The organism is Bacteroides sp. MSSM.1001136sp1_RTP21357st2_D2_RTP21359_211015, assembly GCF_040913205.1.
Taxonomy (GTDB): domain Bacteria; phylum Bacteroidota; class Bacteroidia; order Bacteroidales; family Bacteroidaceae; genus Bacteroides; species Bacteroides ovatus.
In genome coordinates this window covers 65,950-83,658 of sequence record NZ_JBDFVF010000018.1, presented here as the reverse complement: position 1 = coordinate 83,658, position 17,709 = coordinate 65,950, and the positions used below count along the sequence as shown (strand labels likewise).

Sequence of the window (17,709 nt, the reverse complement as noted above, 5' to 3'; positions counted from 1 at the left end):
TATAGTATGAAATTAAATGTGCGATTTATAATGGGGGCTTTCTTTGCATTAACAATAATTGTTAGCTCTTGCAATACGTTTAAAGACGAAATAACCCCTGATAATTATTCAGAAGTAGCTAAAAATATAAATGCCAACTGGCAATTATCAGCTGTTTCTCGAAATGGAGTGGACATTACGGATATGATGGATTTTACGCGTTTCCATATTGTGCTGAATGAAGATAATACATATAAAATAGAAAACTATTTACCTTTTATAGTGAAAGGTAATGGTAGCTGGAGTGTAGATGATCCCATATATCCGTTTCATCTTTTTTTTAAAGAAAATGGGACAGAGAAAGAAATAAAGACGCTTATTGGGTTTCGAACAGTAAATGGAAAGCGTCAGATGTCTATCACTTTGAGTCCGGGATGTCATACAAATAAGTATGTATATACTTTTAAGCAAGTAACAGAATAATGTTTTAAAGTAATTTTATGAAAACGAATATCAAAAAAAATAGGATTGCTTGGGTAAGCAGTAGCATTCTGATGGCGCTTGTTGTAGTCGGATGTGTTTATCTTGATAAAGTTAATGTCAACCAAGGCACGGAAGAGAATCCCATTTATTGGGCAAAAGCTGGAGAAATTGCAACTTTTACTATTGATGCTCATATTGACTGTGCAGAAAATCAAACGAAAAAATTTCTTATGGCAATCTTGGTTCCGAAAAGTTGGAATGCACGTGAGAATACAACTGTAACCTATACGGCTACAGGTAAGGAAGATGGAGTTACTTCGTTGCCCATGTCACCTGTTAACCCCCAATTAGTGCCCAAAAATGTGGATGTACCTTGGTCGGAAGTATTAAGGGCTGAATATGGTGTGGGTACCAATGTGTTGAACGATATGGAATGGGTAGCTTTTAGTACGAATAAGATCTATACGATGCTTGAGCATGAGAATGCTACTATCAAAATAACTTTGAAATGTAAAACCGGACCTAAAAATCTCCGTTTTAAGCCTGCTTTCTTCATTAACTTTGCGGAAGACGACTTTCCTGCAAATGACGAACACGGTATGAAATACAAAAAGTATGTACCTAGCAACGATTGCTTCGAAGTGGTAGAAGGAGTAGGCGAAGTAACTGATTTCTGTGCTTTTCACTATAATAAAGTTGAACCGCTAGCAGCATTACAAGATGACTTTGTGACATTCACTTTCCTAGGTGATACATATACCAATAACCTTAAGGAGGCTGCTGTCTATTTGGAAGCTGTAGCATATACAGATAATGGCAATACGTATGAAGTAAAAGAAAAGAGTGCAAAGACGTTGATGCCTAAGGAAGACAGTTTTCTTAGTAATATCTTTAATTTAACAATTTGGCCGGCAGAATATTTTGGAATTCAAGAGGGGGAAACGATCACCCGTATTGAGTACATCTTTACAAATAAGGATGGTACACTTAGCATTACGGGTACTGATGATAAAATAGCTGCGGAAGGGGGAGAGGTAGAAGGTGAAAAAGAACCTTTTATTTGCGAACTTGCCTGTGAATAAAGCCATCAAGCATTTGTTCTTTTTATTAATATTAAAAGATAGATAAATTATATGTATAATATAGTAACTAAAATAAGTAGACGGTTTTATTTTGTATTGCTTGCCATGGGTATGCTTTGGGGAATGATGTCTCCAAAAGTATTTGCACAGGAAGTAGGTGGTGCTAATATTACTGGTAAGGTGGTTGACCAATATGGTAATCCGGTTTCGGATGTAACGATCACCATGAAAAATAGTGATTTTAAAGTTATAACAGGGATTGATGGAGTTTTTACATTTCAAATGAAAAAAGGAGATGTATTGCGTTTGTCACATCCGGAGTTCATTCACAAAGAAGTTAAGGTTAATAAGTTGAAGAATACAGAGCGTGTGTTCAAGGTGACTTTAAATGAACAATTTATCAAAGACAAGGGAACTGTTAGTGGTCCTTATGAACCAAAAAATAAGAAAAACTATTTAGGATCTGCTGCTACTGTGTATACGGACGAGTTGTCATCTATGATGGGGACAACTATCTTACCGGCTTTGCAAGGCCGTATGGCAGGTTTGAATGTTAGTCAGTATGCAGGAGCTCGTGCGCATCAGATTGCTGCTAATTCAAGAAATGATTTGATTGGTGCTATACCTTTGTTTGGCCAGGGATTTTATAGTGATAACACTGAATTCAGTGTCGGTTCACGTGGCAATGCTCCGATCGTAGTTGTTGATGGTATCCAGAGAGAACTATATTCACTCGATCCCGAAGCTATCGAGTCGGTATCTGTACAGAAAGATGCGTTGTCATCAATGTTTTTGGGCATGCGCAGTTCGCGTGGTACTTTACTAATTACAACTAAAGAGCCGATTAAAGAAGGTTTTCAATTGTCTTTTACGGGACGTTTCGGCGTACAGAGTGCATTAAAAACTCCTAAGCCTCTATCAGCATATCAATATGCATATTTGTTGAATGAAGCATTGCAAAATGACGGAAAGGATCCGCTTTATTCATACGATGACTTTAATAAGTTTCGTACACATTCTAATCCTTACACACATCCTGATATAAATTGGTTCGATGAAATATTGAATAAAAATGCTATTACACAAGCATATAATCTAAATGTAACAGGAGGTAATAGGGTTACACAATATTTTGTAAGTGTTGGTTATCAGGGTGAAAAAGGGTTGTTTGCAAATCCCACAGATAATGATGCCCACGATACGAATTTATCATATTCACGTTATATGATTACTTCGAAGGTGAACATCAATATAACTGATGACTTTACAGCAAAAGTAACTTTACTTGGTCGTGTGGAAGATGGTAATCAACCTGGAGTATCTTATGGGAACTTATTAAATTCTATTTATAATACTCCTAATAATGCTTATCCTATTAAAAACCCAAATGGAACGTGGGGTGGTAATAAAACGTTTGACAATAACCTGATGTCTCAATCGATTAACTCAGGCTATATCAAGGATAGCGCGAGAGATATGGTGGGAGGTGTTAACTTGAAATATGATTTTGGTAAATTTGTGGAAGGTCTGTCAGTTCGTATGGTGGGTAATGTCTCTATTCAGAACCGTTCGTATGTTCAAAGAAGCAAACGTGCTCCGGTATATGCTTATGGATTTGATAAAGAAGGGAAAGAATCCTATATTTTGCATGGGGCCACAAATACACAATCTAATTTTTTTAATTCAGTGACTAGCTATCAACAAATGTATGGTCAGATTGCTGTCGACTACAATCGGCGCTTTGGAAAACATGGAGTAAAAGCTACTTTAATGAGCGATACTCGTCAAACCTTGGTCAATTATGATTTACCCCAGTTGCCTTCCAATATTATAGGTGACGTAGCTTATGATTATGCGGAGAAATATTTTGTACAGGCTGCTGTGAGTGAAAGTTATTTCAATCGTTATGCTCCGGGTAACCGTTGGGGAACTTTCTACGCATTTGGTCTTGGCTGGGATGTGAGCAAAGAAAATTTTATGGAGGATGCTAATTGGTTGGATCAGCTAAAGTTACGTGGAACATTTGGTAAGACGGGGAATGGTATGGATAATTCAGGTTATTATGGATATCGACAAACATTTTCTAGCAACGTGGCAGCTGGTTACCCAATGGGAATAAACTTGGGTATGGGAAATCTAACAACGGAAAATACTCCGTTGGCAAATCCTTACTTGACATGGGAAAAAGCGTATAAATTGAATGTGGGAGTTGATTTATCATTATTTGATAACCGTTTGAAACTGACCGCAGATTATTATAATGACAAATATTTTGATTTGCTCCAAAACAGAGGCAAAAGTATCCAGTTAATTGGACAGTATTATCCGTCAGAAAATATTGGTAAGGTGCGTCGTTATGGTGGAGAACTTTCAGTGACTTATCAAGACCGTGTGAGCAATTTCAATTATTATATTTCTGCTAACTGGAGTTGTGACCAAAGTAAATTGCTCTATATGGACGAACAGTATGTTCCAGAAGAATATTTGCGTCAGACAGGGCGTCCTGTAGGAGTCATGTACGGATTGGTAGCCGATGGATTCTTTACTTCCAAAGAAGAAATAGAAAATAGTCCGGTAATCGAAGGATTTAATAATATTCAGCCAGGTGATATTAAATACAAAGACTTGAATGGTGATAAAGTGATTAATGAGTTTGACCGTACTGTAATTGGTGGCGATAAACCGTATTCTTACTTTGGAATTGATTTGGGTTTTGAGTGGAAAGGACTAGAATTCTCTATGCTTTGGCAAGGAGCATATAATCGTGATTACTATTTAGGTGATGTGACTCTGACTGAGGGCTTCCAACAAAATGGTCAATTTTATGGTCAGGCTTATGAAAATATGTTAGGGAGATGGACTCCGGAAACAGCTGAAACTGCTACGTTCCCAAGACTGACGGCTGGTGGAAATAATTATAATCGTGGTAATGGCTGGAACTCCTCTTTCTGGTTACGTTCCGGAAACTATATCCGATTGAAGAATATTAGTTTGGGATATAACTTACCCGATTCATTTTGTCGTAACAATTTGGGCGGTTTGCGTGTAAAACTGTTTGTCAATGGACAAAACTTGTTTACGAAGTCTGCGTGCGATTTAGTTGACCCGGAAGTTAGCTTCACAAGCTATCCGTTACAACGTTGTATTAGTACAGGTATTAATATCAGATTTTAATGAATTATTGTATGGTACGAAATAAATATTTAACATTTTTTGGTGCATGTTTGTTGTTCATGGCTTCGGCTTGTAACGATGGATATGAGAAAGAACCAGTGGAACAATTCACACTTGATTATTTGTTTTCCAAAGTCGATTCGGCTGGTGTACAATCCAGACGATTTCTGAACAATATCTATTATGAACATTTATATAGTGGATACAATCGGGTGGATGGTGATTTTTTAGATGCTGCTTCGGATGATGCTGTTTCCGTCAATAATAATGACCCAGCAGTCTATAAATTGTTAGTTGGACGCTATTCGGCATTGACTCGTGTAACAGATATGGAATGGGGTGAATATTATCAAGGGATCCGTAAAGCGAATATCTTGATTAATAATATTGACGTAGTGCCTTTCAACATGAAATATACGAATGCGTTGGGAGAGGTAAAAACATTGAATTATACAATGAAAGCGGAAGCTCGTTTTTTGAGAGCCCACTTTTACTTTGAATTAGTGAAACGTTATGGCGGCGTTACTTTGGTGGGTGATCAAGTATACGATTTGAATGATGATATAGAGCTTCCCCGGAATACATTTGCTCAATGCATTGATTATATTGTTCGTGAATTGGATGAAATTAAAAATGATCTTCGTTCATTACCGATGTCGGATGGCGGTGACTATGCACATGCACCAACAAAAGAGGCTTGTATGGCAATGAAAGCCAGAGTATTGTTATATGCGGCTAGTCCGTTGTTTAATGAGAAACCTATAGAACCTGGAAATGAATTGATTGGATATGCTTCTTATGATCCGGAACGATGGAATCTGGCGGCTCAAGCAGCTAAAGATTTAATTGATGAGTTTGGTCCTAATGGTAAAAAGACGTTGGATTTGACAGATGATTTCCGTAAAATATCTACAGAATTTTATAGTTCAGATAATAATCCGGAATTGATTTTCTTTCGTCCTATAGGTAAAGGAAAAGGTTTTGAAACAGCTAATGGTCCATTGGGATTTTCCGGAAATGCGTTGGGATATGGAAATACTAATCCGACACAAAATTTAGTGGAATCATTTTTAATGAAAGATGGAAAAACTCCGGGTAATAGTACAAAATATGAATATAATGAGAAGAATGATCCGTATAGAGATCGTGATCCCCGTTTAGAGTTAACAGTATTGCATCATGGTTCTTCTTGGTTGAATACGCAGCTTCAAACAAATTTCGGTGGAGCGAATAATCCTTCAGGGGCCGAATATAGCCGAACTAGTTATTATATATCTAAGTTCATGAAAGATTATAAAACGAAAAGCGAGTATGATAGTGAAGCACTACACTTGTGGGTGATGTATCGTTATGGAGAGGTATTGCTAAATTATGCTGAAGCGTTGAATGAATATCAGTCGGCACCTTCACAAGATGTGTATGATGCTATTATTGCGTTGAGGAAACGTGCGGGTATCGATGAAGATGATAATTATGGCTTAGGAGCATTAGGGTCGATAAATAAAACTGATATGCGTAAAATTATTCAAAACGAGCGACGTATTGAGATGGCTTTTGAAGAACAACGCTATTGGGATATCCGTCGTTGGAGAATAGCTGAAGAAGTTTTCGAGAAACCTCTGGAAGGTTTAAATATTCAAATTTCTGGTGCTGTAACGACTTATTATAAGATAAATGTATTGTCTACTACGTTTAATGTGAAACGTTACTTCTATCCTATTCCGTACTCGGAAGTGATAAAGAATAAAAATATGGTTCAAAACCCGAATTGGTAATATGTTATGAAAAGAATACTTTTAATATTATTAAGTATAAACCTGTTTGCGTTTGCCTTTGGACAATCGATAACAGTAAAAGGAAAGGTGTCTTCCACAGATGGTGAACTGCTTCCGGGAGTAAATGTAAAAGTGAAGGATGCGACAATTGGTACAATTACGGATTTTGACGGTAATTATCAGTTGAAGGTAAATAAGGGTGAAGTGTTGGAATTCACTTATATTGGTTTTAAGAAACTTACTGTGAAGGTCGGGAACCAGCGGGATTGGAACGTAGAGCTAACGCCAGACTTGACGAATCTTGATGAGGTAGTGGTAGTAGCTTATGGTAAAGCTAAGCGTATTACGATGACTGGAGCTGTTAGTGGTATACAAGCACGTGAAATACGTAATGTACCGACTAGTAGCTTGCAGAATGCATTAACCGGAAAATTACCGGGCTTTTTTAGCCAACAGCAATCCGGACAGCCGGGCAAAGATGCTTCTGATTTCTTTATTCGTGGTGTGAGTTCATTGAATAATGATGGTAATAAGCCATTGATTATAGTGGACGATGTTCAGTATACGTATGAACAGTTGTCTCAAATCAATGTGAATGAAATCGAAAGTATATCTATCTTGAAAGATGCTTCTACAACGGCTATCTATGGTATTAAGGGAGCTAATGGAGTATTGGTGGTGAAGACCCGAAGAGGAGAACAGGGTAAGCCTCAAATCAATGTACGTTTAGAAGGTGGTATGCAGATTCCAGTACGTACTCCAAAATTTTTGGACTCATACAATACGGCCATTTTGGTGAATGAAGCATACGAGAATGATGGGATGCCCAGACTATTCTCAAAAGCAGATGTGATGGCTTTCAGGGATCATACAGATCCTTATGGCCATCCGGATGTAAATTGGTATGATGAGATTTTTAAGAAAAGTGCTTTTCAGGAAAATGTAAATGTGGATGTTTCCGGTGGTTCTAAAAGGTTGAAATATTTTGTTTCTGCTGGTTACTTTACGCAAGATGGTATGGTGAAAGACTTTGGGACGAAGGATAGTGGAGTGAATTCTAATTATTTTTACCGTCGTTTCAATTATCGTACTAATATTGACTTTGCTGTGACGGATAATTTGAGTATGCGTTTGGATATATCATCGCGTTTTATGAATATCAATGAGCCTTGTAATATGAATGCGACAGGTGAAATTTATGATTTTTCAAAAATGCATCCTTATTCAGCTCCGGTATTAAATCCGAATGGTTCTTATGCTTATTTGAATGATACGGAAGGATATAGACCAACATTGAATGCTCGTTTAGCAAATGAAGGATATAAGCGTACCCGTCGTAATGATAATAATATTCTATATGGAGCTACTTGGAAAATGGATTTTCTGACACCGGGACTTTCTGCTAATTATCGCTTGGCATATTCGAGTGTAGACGAAAATCATCGTCAGGCAAACCGATCTCAATATCCTACTTATCATTATGATTCGTCAACTAATGGATATGTAATTAATCCTAATAAAGTATATGAGTATGGAACGTTTTCTGTGACTAGTGGTACGGAAAAGGCTACAAAAGACTTGAATATTCAAGCTTCGGTGAATTATGCACGCGTATTTAATGGAGGAGATCATGATGTCAGTGCTATGTTTCTGTATAATCTTCAAACTACTACAGTAGACAGAGATGGTCTTGTATCAGCAGCTGTTCCCAACAATTTTGAAGGATATACCTTAACAATGGGTTATAAGTATAAAAGTAAATATTTGATAGATCTCAATATGGCCTATAACGGAACCGACCGTTTCGGAAGGAGTAATCGTTTCGGATTTTTTCCAGCTGTAGGTATTGGTTATGCTATTTCAGAAGAAGACTTCTTTAAAAATGTAGATTGGCTGGCAGATAAAATACAACTTTTGAAAGTTAGAGCTTCTTACGGTCTTGTTGGTTCGGATGTGGCAGCGGGCAATCGTTATTTGTATGATCAGGTATATCAGAAGGGTGATGGTTACTCTTTTGGCGATTATCCAAAACTTACTGACTCGTATAAGGAAGGTGATTTGGGAACTCCTAATGCTACTTGGGAAAAGGCGAAGAAATTTGATGTTGGTTTGGATATGAACTTTTTAAATAAATTTTCATTTACTATTGACTACTTTTTAGATAAGCGCTATGACCAGTTAGTGACGAGAGAATACATTCCATTAGTTATTGGTATCGGTTTTTCTCCAAATAATATAGCAAGGACAACTAATCAAGGTTTCGATGGTCAGATTAGCTATCAAGATCGATTCGGTGATTTTGATTTCAATACAAACTTGGTATTCTCTTATGCAAAGAATAGGGTCGATTATAAAGCCGAAGCTCAACAAAAATATCCATGGTTGGCTGCGACCGGAAAGTCTTTAAATCAGCCCTTTGGTTATAAATGGATTGGGTACTATACTCCAGAAGATGTTGCGAAGATACGGGCCGGTGCTTCAGATGCTCCAGCAGCTCCCTATACAGATATTCCTGTACAAGCTGGTGATTTGAAATATGCCGATCTGAATAATGATGGAACGATTGATGATTATGATAAAAGTGCTATTGGTAAGCCCAATTTGCCTTCTACAACTTTGGGATGGTCGTTTGGTGGATATTGGCGAGGATTTAGCTTCAATGTATTATTTCAGGGCTCATTCGATTATAGCTTTGCTATTAATGGTACAGGTATTGAATCATTTAAGAGTCAGTTTCAGCCTATTCATACTAGCCGTTGGACATTGGAACGCTATCAAAATGGTGAAGAAATTGGTTTCCCGCGCTTGACGACTAATCCTTCTACAATTAATAGTGCCAGTACTTATATGTCTGATTTCTGGTTGATTAATGCTTGGTATATTCGTTTGAAAACTGTCGATTTGGGATATCAGCTTCCAAAGAAGATATTGCCGAAAGCTATCGATAATATTCGTTTCTATGTAAATGCTTACAATTTGTTAACATTTACAGGTTATGATAAGTATCAGCAAGACCCGGAAATAAAAACAAATACGGCTGGTGATGCATACATGAATCAACGTGTTGTGAATTTAGGTGTACAATTGACATTCTAATTACTAAAAGATATAGTTATGAATAAATATAAAGTTGGAAAGTTCTTATTACTTCCTTTGTTGTGTGGAACAATTGAAGCTTGTGACAAATTTGAAGCCTTTCCTTTGGAATACGAGAATACCCCGCAGGATGATGCAGTAGAAAATGTATTAAATAATATAAATCCGGCATGGGAATTAGAACTGTTGGAACGTAATGATTATGTGGTAGCTTTTAAAGATAAGAAATATGACAAGTTGTTTACTCGTACTTTAGGATGGAATGGAGGTGATGGAGTGTTGACGACGCAGTTGCCTGATGGAAATACCTTTTGGTCATTTAATGATAGTTGGTATGGAGTAGTAGATGGGGAAACTCGGTCACGTGATGGAAACAAGGTGAACTTCCCTCGTAACACGATTATGGTACAAACGCCAGGTGATAAAGAAGAAAATCTTGTTTGGTTAGCTGATTTTATCCAGACTACTGATCCGAATGCTCCACGCTATTATCAGGCACGTACTCATATTCGTCATCCGAAGGCGTCCAAAACAGATGAACAGATTCAGGAAGGAGATATTGATCAAAATTGGTTATATTGGGCGGGTGATGCTACTGTTTATAATAATCAATTACAGGTTCTTTGGAATGGAGTAGATAATACTGATGAAGAACATCAAATGAGGCACGAGGGTATTTGCCTGGCTACTTATAGTTTAGAAGGGAAGCCGGGTGATGAAAACTATATGAAACTCATTAGTGTGAATCATCATTTTAATGATGCTGATATTTATGGATATGGCTCTACTTTATATGAAGATGAAGACGGACATATTTATTTATATGGTACGTATGATAATTATAATATTATAGTTGCACGTACAGCTACACATAGTTTAGATAGCCCATGGGAATATTATGTATGCAATGAAGAAGGAGAATATTCTTGGCAAAATGCTTATCCGACGCAGGAACAAGTTGCTCTTTCCAAAATTCAAGAAACTGATTGTAGTATGCCTTGGGTTTTTAAGAAAGGAGATAGCTATTATATGGTAGCACAAGCTAAATGGTTTGGGCGTGAAATGTATATTTTCCGGAGTGATAAGCCTTATGGACCTTTTACAGATCGTAAAACCTTATTCGGACTTCCAAATACTTTGGATAAATTGGGTGTGCAGACTTATGGTAATTTATATATGGTGAATTTACATCCTCATTTATCACGAGAAGGTGAATTAGTATTTTCTACTAATACAGACCCAGCTGATGGCTTTGGAGGAAATTTTAATGCAGTAGGTAGTGCGGATTTTTATCGTCCATACTTCTACCGTGTATATAATTGGGAAATGCTTTTTAAAGAATAAATCTGATAGGCATTAATTTCATTCATTTAAGAGGATCATTTCTAAGCTTTATAAACAGGAAATGATCCTCTTAAATATTATTGAAAGAGATATTCCCGGGTACTCACAGGCTAGCTAATCGGGAAATCTAAATAATAGATATTAGTGGTAAATGTCCTTTTATTCGTTCTTATAATAAATATTTTGTAAATTGATAAAAGTATACTTAGGAATGAATAAGTTGTATATGTTTTCATTATTCTGGTCATTATGTGTGACTAGTTTATCAGCGCAGGTGAACTTGCCTCCGATATTCTCGGATAACATGGTGTTGCAGCAACAAACACAAGCTCCTATATGGGGTGAGTCTAAACCCGATAAGGAAATAGTAATCACTACTTCATGGGATCAGAAGAAATATACAGTTCAGGCTGATGCGCGAGGTAAGTGGAATACAAAAGTAACCACTCCGGCAGCTGGAGGACCTTATGATATTATAATTTCCGATGGGAAAAAAGTGAAACTTTCTAATGTGATGATCGGAGAGGTATGGGTATGTTCCGGCCAATCCAATATGGAAATGCAGGTAGAAGGTTGGGGTAAAGTGATGAACTATCAGCAAGAAAAAGAGGAGGCGGACAATTATCCGAATATTCGTTTCTTATTGGTAGAGAAAGCAACAAGTCCATTACCAATAAATGACATTAAAGCAGCAGGAAATGGTTGGCAGGTTTGTTCATCAAAAAGTGTAGCAGACTTTTCGGCAGCCGGTTATTTTTTCGGACGTGATTTACATAAGTATCAGAATGTGCCAATCGGCTTGATAGATACTTCTTGGGGAGGTACCTATATTGAGACATGGACGAGTAAAGAGGCTTTAGCAACAATGCCGGATATGCAGAAGAAACTTGATGTTTTGAAAGAACTTCCGATTTCATCCGAAGATCGTGAAAAGAAATTTCATTCAGATGTGGAAGATTGGAAAAAGGAGATTGAAAAGATTGATAAAGGATTTGTGGATGGCAGAGCCATATGGACAGTTACAGACTTTGAAGACAGTGCATGGAAAACAATGAGAGTGCCTGGTTTGATGCAAGAGCAAGGTTTGAAAGGATTTAATGGTATCGTTTGGTTCAGAAAAACAATAGATATTCCGGCGAAATGGGAGGGCAAAGAACTGACGTTGAATGTCGGAGTAATTGATGATAATGATTTTACCTATTTCAATGGCGTGCAAGTAGGACACACCGAGGGATGGATGTCCCCTAGAAGCTATAAGATACCCAAAGAGTTGGTGAAAAGTGGTAAAGCAGTGATTGCTGTGCGTGTTATGGATACAGGAGGTACGGGTGGTATAAATGGAAGTCCTGAAAGTATTTCACTTCATCGTTCCCAATTGGATGCCATACCATTGGCCGGTGATTGGAAGTATCAAATTTCTTTGAATATTAAGGATATTCCACAGATGCCTGTTAATACAGCCAATGAACCGAATATTCCTGGCTTCTTATTTAATGCGATGCTGAATCCGTTGATTCCTTATAGTATAAAAGGGGCGATTTGGTATCAAGGAGAAGCTAACACAGGACAGGCATATCAATATCGTGAATTGATGCCATTAATGATAAAAGACTGGCGGGATCGTTGGGGATATGACTTTCCATTTTACATGGTGCAACTGGCAAGTTTCACAGCTCAACAGACAGCTCCAGTGGATGCAACTTGGGCTGAATTGCGAGAAGCTCAAACACGAACATTGCATCTTGCAAATACAGGAATGGCTGTGACAATTGATATAGGTGATGCTTTTGATATTCATCCGAAAAATAAGCAGGAAGTCGGCAGACGTTTGGCATTGGCTGCGCGGGCACAGACTTATGGTGAGAAAATACCATATTCCGGTCCAATGTATGATACGTATCAGATGGAAGGTAATAAGATCCGTATTTATTTCAAACATACAGATGGTGGGTTGAAGACTGCAAATAACGAAGTAATAAAGGGATTTACCATTGCCGGTGTTGATCATAAATTTCATTGGGCTGATGCTGTGATTGAGGGTAATACCATCGTTGTATCTTCACCGGAAGTTGCTTTCCCGATAGCTGTTAGATACGCATGGGCTGATAATCCGATCTGTAATTTGTATAATGGAGCCAATCTTCCGGCATCTCCATTCCGTACGGATGATTGGCCGGGAATCACTTTCGACAATAAATGATTCATTCAATCTATTTATCAGTAAAAATAGTACGTTACACATTAAAGAATAACCATGAGAAAACTAATTTATCTAGTAATCTTTCTTTTTATTTCGACAGGAATATATGCCCAAATGAAAGACCTTGTGCAATATGTCAATACACTGCAAGGTACCGACTCTCATTTCGGATTAAGTTATGGAAATACATACCCTACTACCGGTATGCCTTATGCCATGCATACGTGGTCTGCCCAAACAGGGAAAAATGGAGAAGGCTGGAAATATCAATATGCAGTAGATAATATTAGAGGATTCTGCCAGTCACATCAATGTAGCCCGTGGATGAGTGATTATGCGGTGTATTCCTTTATGCCGATGGTAGGGAAGTTAGTCGTTAATCAGGAGATGCGGGCAACGAAGTTCAGCCATGATAATGAAATTGCCAAGCCGCATTATTATAAAGTGATGCTGGATAATGGAATTACAACCGAGATGGCTCCAACTACTCGTGGTGTACATTTACGCTTTTCTTATCCCTCTACCGAAGACGCCTATCTGGTAATTGACGGATATACAGATATGAGTGAAATCAAGATTGATCCGGTTAAGAGACAAATTTCCGGTTGGGTGAATAACCAACGTTTTGTAAATAACTCTAAGACATTCCGTAGTTACTTTGTAGTGCAGTTCGATAAAGCATTTGAGGATTACGGTATGTGGGAAAATCAGAAAGATGAGATTTTCCCTAAAAAGTTGGAAGGAGAAGGCAAAGGCTATGGTGCTTATATCAAATTTAAGAAAGGATCGAAAGTACAGGCAAAGGCTGCTTCTTCCTATATCAGCGCAGAGCAGGCTGTGATTACACTGAACGACGAACTGGGTAAAGATAAGAATTTGGAAGCCACCAAAATACGTGGACATAAAACGTGGAATGAATTATTGAACCGAATCCAGGTAGAAGGTGGAACAGACGAACAAATGAAAACTTTCTACTCCTGCCTGTTCCGTGCCAATCTCTTTTCACGCAAATTCTATGAACGTAAAGCAAACGGAGAACCTTATTACTATAGTCCTTATGACGGTAAAGTATATGACGGATATATGTACACCGATAATGGATTCTGGGACACTTTCCGTTCTCAATTTCCATTAACTAATATTTTGCATCCTACTATGCAGGGACGTTACATGAATGCCTTGCTTGCCGCACAAGAACAATGCGGATGGTTACCTTCCTGGTCAGCTCCCGGAGAAACAGGAGGAATGTTGGGTAATCATTCCATTTCATTACTGGCAGATGCGTGGGCAAAAGGGATTCGGACTTTTGATCCGGAGAAAGCTTTGAAAGCCTACGCACACGAAGCCATGAATAAAGGTCCTTGGGGAGGCGCCAACGGACGCAGTTTCTGGAAAGAATATTTTGAACTGGGATATGTTCCTTATCCGGAATCAATGGGATCGAGTGCACAGACAATGGAATATGCATACGATGATTTCTGTGGCTACCAACTGGCTAAAATGACCGGAAACAAACATTATCAGGAAGTCTTTGCCCGTCAGATGTATAATTATAAAAACGTATTCGATCCGTCTATCGGTTTTATGCGTGGAAAAGGCGTTGATGGTAAATGGCAGGAACCGTTTGACCCGTTGGAGTGGGGTGGACCTTTCTGCGAAGGTAATGCCTGGCATTATACCTGGTCCGTATTCCATGATGTAGAAGGATTAATAAACTTGTTCGGAAGCGACCAAAGATTTACGACCAAAATGGATTCGGTATTCACCCTTCCCAGCACTATTAAACCGGGAACTTACGGAGGAGTGATCCATGAAATGAAAGAAATGGAATTGGCGGGTATGGGACAATATGCACACGGCAATCAGCCGATTCAGCACATGCCTTATCTGTATAGCTATGCCGGTCAACCGTGGAAAACCCAGTATTGGGTACGCCAGATCGTTGAAAGATTGTATAATTCCACAGAAAGAGGATATCCGGGAGACGAAGACCAAGGCGGTATGTCATCATGGTATATCTTGAGCTCATTAGGCATTTATGCCGTTTGTCCGGGTACGGATGAGTATGTAATTGGCAGTCCGTTATTTAAGAAAGCTACTATAACGATGGAAAACGGCAATAAATTCGTGATTGAAGCGAACAACAATAGTAAAGAGAATCTCTATATCCAGTCTGCTACCTTAAATGGACGTGTGTTGGATAAGAATTTTATCAGATACGACGATATAGCAGACGGAGGAATCATCCGCTTCGAAATGGGGAGTCAGCCGAATAAAGAACGATGTACGTCGAAGTATGCCGCTCCTTTCTCTTTGTCGAAAGAATAAGAAACTAAAAAGTGTAACGAGAATACAGTATGAAAAATAAAGTTTTAACAGGTTTATTATTGGTTTTGATTGGAGGGTGGGGGAGTCTCTCGGCGCAGAGCGCCGGGAGTAATTATTCCCGTCAGGTAAATACCCTGATAGGAACGAAAGGTGTGGGTCTGACTTCGGGATATCTTTATCCCGGAGCCACCTACCCTTATGGAATGGTGCAGTTTACCCCCTCTTACTTTTCTAAACGTTCCGGATTCGTCATCAACCAATTGAGTGGCGGCGGTTGCGAACACATGGGCAACTTCCCTACTTTTCCGGTAAAAGGCAAACTGAAGATGTCTCCGGACAATATTCTCAACTATCGTATCAATATCTCTGAAGAAAAAGGACATGCAGGTTATTATGAGGCAATGGTGCAGGAAGACATCAAAGCTAAACTGACTGTGACCGAAAGAACTGGTATGGCGAGTTATGAATATCCGGCCGATCAGCAATATGGTACGGTAATTATCGGTGGAGGTATTTCTGCTACTCCGATAGAGCAGGCCGCCATCGTTATTACTGCACCGAATAAGTGTGAAGGATATGCAGAAGGCGGTAATTTCTGTGGACTCCGTACACCGTATAAAGTCTATTTTGTAGCAGAGTTTGATACGGATGCGTTGGAATCGGGAACATGGAAAAGAAATGAACTGAAGCCGAACACGACTTTTGCTGAAGGAGAATACTCCGGAGTCTATTTTACTTTTGATGTAAATAAGAAGAAAAATATCCAATATAAGATTGGGGTTTCTTATGTATCAGTAGAAAATGCACGCGAGAATCTGAAAGCGGAGAATACCGGATGGGATTTCCTGCAGATTCAGAATCAGGCAGAATCCAAATGGAATCATTATTTGGGTAAGATTGAAGTAGAAGGAACCAATCCGGATCGTACCACTCAATTTTATACCCATCTGTATCGTTCATTCATTCACCCGAACGTATGTAGTGATGTGAATGGGGAATACATGGGAGCTGATTTCAAAGTGCATAAATCCCGTTCCAAGCACTATACTTCTTTTAGCAACTGGGATACCTATCGTACACAGATTCAACTATTGTCAATCCTTGATCCTGAAGTAGCCTCTGATATTGTTATTTCTCACCAATTGTTTGCCGAAGAGGCTGGTGGTGCTTTCCCGCGTTGGGTGATGGCTAATATAGAGACCGGCGTGATGCAAGGAGATCCGACTCCTATCCTGATATCCAATGCTTACGCTTTTGGTGCCCGCAATTATGATCCGAAACCAATTTTCAAAACCATGAGAAAAGGAGCGGAAGAACCGGGAGCAATGTCACAGGAGGTTGAGGCTCGTCCGGGACTGAAACAGTATTTGGATAAAGGATATTACAACGCTTCTATACAACTAGAATATACTTCCGCTGATTTTGCAATCGCACAATTTGCCTTACATGCCGTAGGAGATGAGTTTGCAAGCTGGCGTTATTTCCATTTCGCACGTTCATGGAAGAATCTGTATAACCCGGAAACCGGATGGTTGCAATCACGTAATCCGGATGGTTCGTGGAAACCACTGACTGAAGATTTCCGTGAATCGACCTATAAGAATTATTTCTGGATGGTGCCATACGACATTGCCGGACTGATAGAAATTATCGGAGGCAAAGCAGCGGCAGAAAAACGCCTGGATGAATTCTTTACTCGTCTGGATGCCGGCTATAATGATGCCTGGTTCGCTTCCGGCAATGAACCGAGTTTTCACATTCCTTGGATATACAACTGGGTTGGAACTCCCTATAAAGCACAGGAGATTATTAACCGTGTATTGAATGAACAGTATTCAAGTAAAATTGATGGTCTGCCGGGCAATGATGATTTAGGGACGATGGGCGCCTGGTATGTGTTCGCTTGTATCGGTCTTTATCCCGAAATACCGGGAGTGGGAGGCTTTACGGTGAACACTCCGATATTCTCATCCGTGAAAGTTCATTTGAAGAAAGGGGATATGGTGATAAAAGGCGGTTCGGAAAAGAATATTTATATCAAGTCCATGAAGCTAAACGGTAAACCGTATGACAGTACATGGATCGATTGGGATCAACTGAATAATGGGGCTACGATAGAATACACTACCTCGTCCAAGCCTGACGTGAAGTGGGGAACTAAAGTGACACCTCCCTCTTTTCCTTAAAGCAAATTAACGAGGCATATAAGTTTATATCATAAATTTAGGCACGGATTACACGGATTAAC

Annotated in this window: 9 protein-coding genes; all 9 read left to right on the top strand. The window is 38.8% G+C overall.

What is annotated here, in order from left to right; translation table 11 throughout:
- Window positions 1–6: 6 nt before the first annotated feature.
- The 9 genes from AB5217_RS12985 (at window position 7) to AB5217_RS12945 (ending at window position 17,647) form a co-directional block, all read left to right on the top strand.
- Complete coding sequence (locus AB5217_RS12985) at window positions 7–462, top strand: DUF5004 domain-containing protein (RefSeq protein ID WP_032844424.1); 456 nt, start codon at window positions 7–9, stop codon at window positions 460–462.
- 17 nt (window positions 463–479) lie between these two features.
- Window positions 480–1,544: a DUF4961 domain-containing protein gene (locus AB5217_RS12980; RefSeq protein ID WP_032844425.1), complete on the top strand. Its 1,065-nt coding sequence runs from the start codon at window positions 480–482 to the stop codon at window positions 1,542–1,544.
- Between the two features lie 51 nt (window positions 1,545–1,595).
- Entirely contained in the window at window positions 1,596–4,718 is a 3,123-nt protein-coding gene (locus AB5217_RS12975) for a SusC/RagA family TonB-linked outer membrane protein (RefSeq protein ID WP_032844427.1), read from the top strand.
- Between the two features lie 11 nt (window positions 4,719–4,729).
- On the top strand, window positions 4,730–6,493 hold the full coding sequence (locus AB5217_RS12970) for a RagB/SusD family nutrient uptake outer membrane protein (RefSeq protein WP_032844489.1): 1,764 nt from the start codon (window positions 4,730–4,732) through the stop codon (window positions 6,491–6,493).
- A 6-nt stretch (window positions 6,494–6,499) separates the two neighbouring features.
- Window positions 6,500–9,589: a SusC/RagA family TonB-linked outer membrane protein gene (locus AB5217_RS12965; protein WP_032844428.1), complete on the top strand. Its 3,090-nt coding sequence runs from the start codon at window positions 6,500–6,502 to the stop codon at window positions 9,587–9,589.
- Window positions 9,590–9,607: 18 nt separating this feature from the next.
- Window positions 9,608–10,933, top strand: coding sequence for a DUF5005 domain-containing protein (locus AB5217_RS12960; RefSeq protein ID WP_032844429.1), 1,326 nt, complete (start codon window positions 9,608–9,610; stop codon window positions 10,931–10,933).
- A 211-nt stretch (window positions 10,934–11,144) separates the two neighbouring features.
- Complete coding sequence (locus AB5217_RS12955; RefSeq protein WP_050486401.1) at window positions 11,145–13,133, top strand: sialate O-acetylesterase; 1,989 nt, start codon at window positions 11,145–11,147, stop codon at window positions 13,131–13,133.
- A gap of 54 nt (window positions 13,134–13,187) precedes the next feature.
- Window positions 13,188–15,461 carry a GH92 family glycosyl hydrolase gene (locus AB5217_RS12950; protein ID WP_368112719.1) on the top strand — a complete coding sequence of 758 codons (2,274 nt, stop codon included), beginning with the start codon at window positions 13,188–13,190 and terminating at the stop codon, window positions 15,459–15,461.
- 29 nt (window positions 15,462–15,490) lie between these two features.
- Entirely contained in the window at window positions 15,491–17,647 is a 2,157-nt protein-coding gene (locus AB5217_RS12945) for a GH92 family glycosyl hydrolase (protein ID WP_032844432.1), read from the top strand.
- Window positions 17,648–17,709 lie beyond the last annotated feature (62 nt).

Excerpts from the sequence above, each read along its gene's own strand:
- AB5217_RS12950 (WP_368112719.1), top strand. The coding sequence starts at position 13,188 with ATGAGAAAACTAATTTATCTAGTAATCTTTCTTTTTATTTCGACAGGA.
- AB5217_RS12985 (WP_032844424.1), top strand. The coding sequence starts at position 7 with ATGAAATTAAATGTGCGATTTATAATGGGGGCTTTCTTTGCATTAACA.
- AB5217_RS12955 (WP_050486401.1), top strand. The coding sequence starts at position 11,145 with ATGAATAAGTTGTATATGTTTTCATTATTCTGGTCATTATGTGTGACT.
- AB5217_RS12945 (WP_032844432.1), top strand. The coding sequence starts at position 15,491 with ATGAAAAATAAAGTTTTAACAGGTTTATTATTGGTTTTGATTGGAGGG.
- AB5217_RS12980 (WP_032844425.1), top strand. The coding sequence starts at position 480 with ATGAAAACGAATATCAAAAAAAATAGGATTGCTTGGGTAAGCAGTAGC.
- AB5217_RS12970 (WP_032844489.1), top strand. The coding sequence starts at position 4,730 with ATGGTACGAAATAAATATTTAACATTTTTTGGTGCATGTTTGTTGTTC.
- AB5217_RS12960 (WP_032844429.1), top strand. The coding sequence starts at position 9,608 with ATGAATAAATATAAAGTTGGAAAGTTCTTATTACTTCCTTTGTTGTGT.
- AB5217_RS12965 (WP_032844428.1), top strand. The coding sequence starts at position 6,500 with ATGAAAAGAATACTTTTAATATTATTAAGTATAAACCTGTTTGCGTTT.
- AB5217_RS12975 (WP_032844427.1), top strand. The coding sequence starts at position 1,596 with ATGTATAATATAGTAACTAAAATAAGTAGACGGTTTTATTTTGTATTG.